Annotated in this window: 3 protein-coding genes; 1 reads left to right on the forward strand and 2 read right to left on the reverse strand. The window is 39.6% G+C overall.

Annotated elements, in window-relative coordinates:
* Positions 1-221, forward strand: a 221-nt coding sequence (locus tag IM509_RS13905; protein ID WP_287717052.1) for a hypothetical protein, incomplete at its 5' end; no start/stop codon positions are given.
* Here the strand turns inward: IM509_RS13905 and IM509_RS13910 are convergent.
* On the reverse strand, positions 222-4,367 hold the full coding sequence (locus IM509_RS13910; protein ID WP_287632960.1) for a hypothetical protein: 4,146 nt from the start codon (positions 4,365-4,367) through the stop codon (positions 222-224).
* On the reverse strand, positions 4,360-4,959 hold a 600-nt coding region (locus tag IM509_RS13915; RefSeq protein WP_287717054.1), incomplete at its 5' end, for a hypothetical protein. The genes IM509_RS13910 and IM509_RS13915, both read right to left, overlap by 8 nt.

The following is a 4,959-nucleotide window of genomic DNA, read 5'->3' on the forward strand; positions in this document are numbered from 1 at the left end:
ACCGCGTAGGGGTCACTCCGGGGAATGTAAGCCGTATGCGCTCAGGACAAACACCTATCACCGGAAAGGTTGCAGAATATTTAGGAGTTAAACCAGTTTTGCGTTATTTGGAAATAGGGCCTAAAACAGATCCAAAACAAGAACAATATGAGAAAAAGCGAGCTAAGTGGGCAGAACAAAACGGGCGCGACATTACAAGAATGCGAAGCGCCCGAGGTTGATCATTGTGGAGGTTGGGTTGCTTGGGGAGGATAGGGCATAGTCCTGTACTTTTGAGGATCATAGTTTTGGAAAGTAAAACTATTGTCTCCAATCATAGAACGAATTGTATCTTCTGCTTGCTGCGTGTTTCTCAGCATCACTCCGATCCAATAACGACGTTCATCGTTAATCTCATTGATTTGTTTGTTTCGTTCTTCGATTGTAGAAAGCTTTTTTCCTCCTTTACTTTGCCAAGTTTCGGGAGTAGAAACTGATTGATTTTGGATATCAGTTACTTGTTGTTGAAGCTGTCCCAAATGCATTTGAATAGGATTCAATGCTTTAATGAGTTGAGCAGAAACTTGAGCAATAGGTAAATTAGCAGTTGAAAGATCTTCTTGCTTAATCAGCAACTGTTCAGGAGACAATTGAGACATAAGAGCAGACTTAGGATTTAAGCTATTAGTATAAATAGACATAAAATCTTTATTAAGAATTGTTTTGGCTGTTTCCAATCCATTTCTTTTTTCATACCAAAGTCTGGCCTCTGTATCATTTACTCCTTGCATTTTTTCGTAATTTCGATAGAACACTCCTTGAAATGGTCCATTTTGAGAAGCTTGTTGATCAGTAAGACGAGAAAGAGCAATTCTTAAAGCATTTTCTGCTTTGCCGTTATCTTTAATCGCCCTGTTGTAATCTAGACTTGCACGAACAGCAGCAAAAGTTCCTGAACCAATGATGTTAGTAATTACATTTTGCCAAGTAGCTTTCATAGCATCATTAGTTAGAGTTCCTTCACCATACAAAGGACTTTTGGTTTGTTCACGAATGGTTTCGGGTTGACCAGTAAACTTGCTAAACCCTAGATCAAATCCTATAGCAGATGCTCCAGCATTTATTAGCGGAAACGAACTAAGAGAATAAGGCATTACTGATCCAAGAGAAGCTTTCATGTTTTCAGACACGGAAGCTTTCGCATCTTCTGTTTGAGCCGAACCATCAATCCATGCTTCAATACCTTTGAGAACGTCTACTTTAAAATTATCACTTCCATCTTCGTTAATATCATGCAATCCCATAGCATGATCTAATGCTGCAAAAATTGGAGCAGAAATAACACGAAGTTCAGGAGGAATGTTTACAGCCAAATCCCCAAAAGTTTTAAAAGATGCAGCTGTTTGGCTATCACTTCTGTTTCGCAGTTCTTCTCTGTATTCAGGATCAATTGCCAACTTACCATATCTAAATGCTGCCAACATGGTAATAGTTCCCATGATGTTAGCTATAGTCGTTATAGGCTGATTTTTAAGCTTACGTCCCAATTCTGCTGTTGTTTGCAAAGCAATGTTCGCATAAACAGCAGAATGGTTTAAATCTTGTATAAGTTTTGCTCCTCCTTGTTGTCCAATATCTCCTGCAAGACGGCGTACTTGCGAAGACAGAAGAACCATATCGTCCTGAGTTAGAGCACCTTTTGCATAGTTAGTAGCAAAGGCTTGATAACGAAAGCCTTCATGCATGGACTTCATAAGTCCTGCATACATTCTAGCAATAGGAGAGGCTTTAGCTATCTCCCAAGCCGATTTACTTCCTTGCAAGACGATTTTAGCCGGACTCGCATCTCCTCTAATCGCTGATACAAAGGCACTTTTAGCGGCTTCTGATGCAAATCTAGGAGAAATTCCTTGCATACCCGGTGAAAGAGTATCAGGAGCCGAAGCAAGAAAAGGCGAAGAACCTCCTGCTCCATATTCTTCCATGATAGATTTATAAGACTTATTGTAAGCAGAAGACAAAACAGTTTGCAATTGTTTAGTTTTATTTGGTCCCATTAAATCGATAAAAAGACCAGAACCATTTTGCAATTGATAAGCCATTTCGTGTGAAAAAGCTTCTACAATACTGTCGGCTGCATGACGAACCGCACCAATAGGAGCCGTTACCCATGCAGTAGGATCGAACATTCCAAGATTATGCTTGCCCTTAGAAACTTTATTTAGAAATTCATTGATAACACCAAGTTGGAAATTCTTAGGGCGGAGAGCAATACCTGTAACAGTATCGTATACCATTGCAGTTCCAGCAAACAGCGGATTACCAACACCAGTAGTACCGGCTTGGAATAGCTTTCTAGGAGTGTCCAGTACTTGAGCCCAAACAGATCGAGTTGTAAAAGGAGAAAAGTCAAGTGCTTCGGAAAGCATTTGATCTTTTACCTTATAATGAACTTCTTTACCATCGATTTTAATGGTATGAATGTTTTCTCCACCTTTATTAATTGGAACTTGAGTTATAATTTTACTCAATTCTGAGTTAGTCGTAGCTAGATCAAGCCAATCTCGTTTAACAGAATTAATCTGAACATTATGAATAATTTCTGCCCAACGATTGCTTAGGTCTAGAACAGGATCAGCAGCATTGCCGGCACTAATACCGCCTCCAGATGCATCCGATCTATTTTGAATGATTGTGTCAGTAGGGCGAGAATTCACGTCTCTAGATAGAAGTTCGTCTAGAAAATCGCCTTCTGTATTTTTAGAAAAGTGAACATAATCTTTTCTATCTAGAATATATTGATCATACTGTGTCTTATTGATAAATCGTTGTTCTAGCATGTAATCAAGTTGATCACGATAATGCTGTCGAATTCGATTGGCTAGATCTTTAAGTGGACCTTGTTCCCCAAGATTGACTAGATCTTGAAGCTCATTGATAGTGTAAGGAGTTCCATCTTGTTTAGTTTTGAAAGAAGTAGCTTTACCAGTTCGTTTCCAGTCGTTAAGTGCAGACTTCGCGAGTAGTCCATCCGTGAGCATAGATCTAGAAGCAGGATCAAGAGCAGCAACTTGTTCTAGAGTATGAGAAATCGGATCAGTCTTTAGACCAGATTGCGGTAGTTGGCCTGTAGCCATAAAGTTATTAATTTTAGACTGCAAAGCTGGAATCGAAATTCCATCAAACTTAGCTTTCCACTGTCTCAGTCCACGACTTTCTCCAATAAAGCCGCTATCTCCTGTCATCTGCTTAGTAGAATCTCGAACAGCTTGATCATTTTGAAATAGAGCTTGTCCGGCTTTAGTTCCAACAGATGAATTAGAAGATTCAAATTCTTTGCCAGCAAGTTCGGTGCCATTAGCAAGACGTTGACTTAAACCTGATTTAAGTCTTCCTCCCATCCAGATACTTCCAGCAAGAATACCGGCCATTGCTGTATCCACTCCAAATTTAACCCAATCAGGTTCAGGAGGAAGATAGCTTTCAGCATTATCTTTTTCTTTAAGCTGCATTCCTAATGCTTGAACGGAATCAGTATAAGCTATATCACCTTCATCAACGGCTTTATTGTATTCTTCAATAATTTCAGGAGAAAGGTATTGAGACCATTCTTTTTGTCGCTTTTCAGGTTGAAGCACCCAACGAGACACATCTTGTATTGAAGTATAATCTTTAGCTATTTCACGTACTTCTGCATCATTAGAATTAGATAAAGCATGATCTACAAGCTCGTTAGCTCCTACTGAAAGCCCAGTAGCAATTGGAATAGCTTTTAAACCTGAGTTATTTCCTGGTCCAGCGATTTCGACCGCAGCTTGTGCAGCAACTCGACCTGTGTTAGCTGCAACACGACCTGTTTTTTGGGCAAGAGTCATGCTCTTTTCTACAGGTTTAATCAACTTAGAAGCTACTTTAACTTGCATACCCGGAACAAGCATACTACCAAAAGTTTCAGCAGCTACTTCAGCAGCATTTGAAGGGTCTTGAACTCCCCAATATTCTTGTGAGCGTTCTCTAGCTTTAGCTACATCATCAATAAATCTATCAGTAGTCTTAGTTTTAATTTGAGCAGGAAAATATCCATTGATATTTACACCTTTATCGGCTAAATATCCTGCACCAAAATTGTAAAGTTGAGCAGCTGCAGCAATTGGATCTTCTAAATAAACAGGAGCCCTCATCCTAGTTACAGTTCTGTAATTAGGCTTGCCATCATATCCCAATTTCTTAGAAAAATTGGGAGCAATCTTTTCGATCCAAGGAGTTACATCTTGTTTTTCGGTTACTGATCCTGGAGAAGTGAAAGGTGTAGTAAATCCAACCAAACCTTGCCTAACCAAAGCCGAAAACAGAGGACTTTCTTTATTTTTCTGTGATTTATTATCCATTAGGAACAACCAGTCCAGAATTGGGATCAATTTTAGGAGGACGACGATTTAAGTTAGTTCCTTGATTATTTCCACCTTGAGCTGAATTCTTCTTCTTAGTAGTTCCACTGATTGGAATCATATTTCCATTAGGATCAATGATGTAATTTATAGTTTCCGAAGAACCGTCTCCAACATTATGTCCTTTTTTAGCTGATAACATTCTAGCATTAGCATTAATACCAGCTGCATTAGCATTAGCTTGATTAATAGCATTTTCAGTCGGTTGGACCGTAATTTGTCCTGAAGGTGGCGGACCTAACGTAGATCCCATATAACCTTGCATTTGTTCTGGAGGAATAATGTATCCTAAATTTTTAGCGGCTGTACCGGCTGCATCCATACGATCTTTAGAGGCTGCGGCGGCTTCACGATCTAGAAATTGTGAGCCAGCTTGAGCCAATCCAACACCATCTACGGACAGATATCGATTATCAGGAAGAGAAAAATACTGAGCAACTCCTGCTTTAGTAAGATTTGCTCCCTGATCAATAAACCTACCCGCAACATCAGCAGCATTTTCATCTGCTGACATAGCAGCTTCTGTTGCCAT

The sequence above is a fragment of the Microcystis sp. M31BS1 genome, from assembly GCF_020245285.1.
Lineage (GTDB): Bacteria > Cyanobacteriota > Cyanobacteriia > Cyanobacteriales > Microcystaceae > Microcystis > Microcystis panniformis.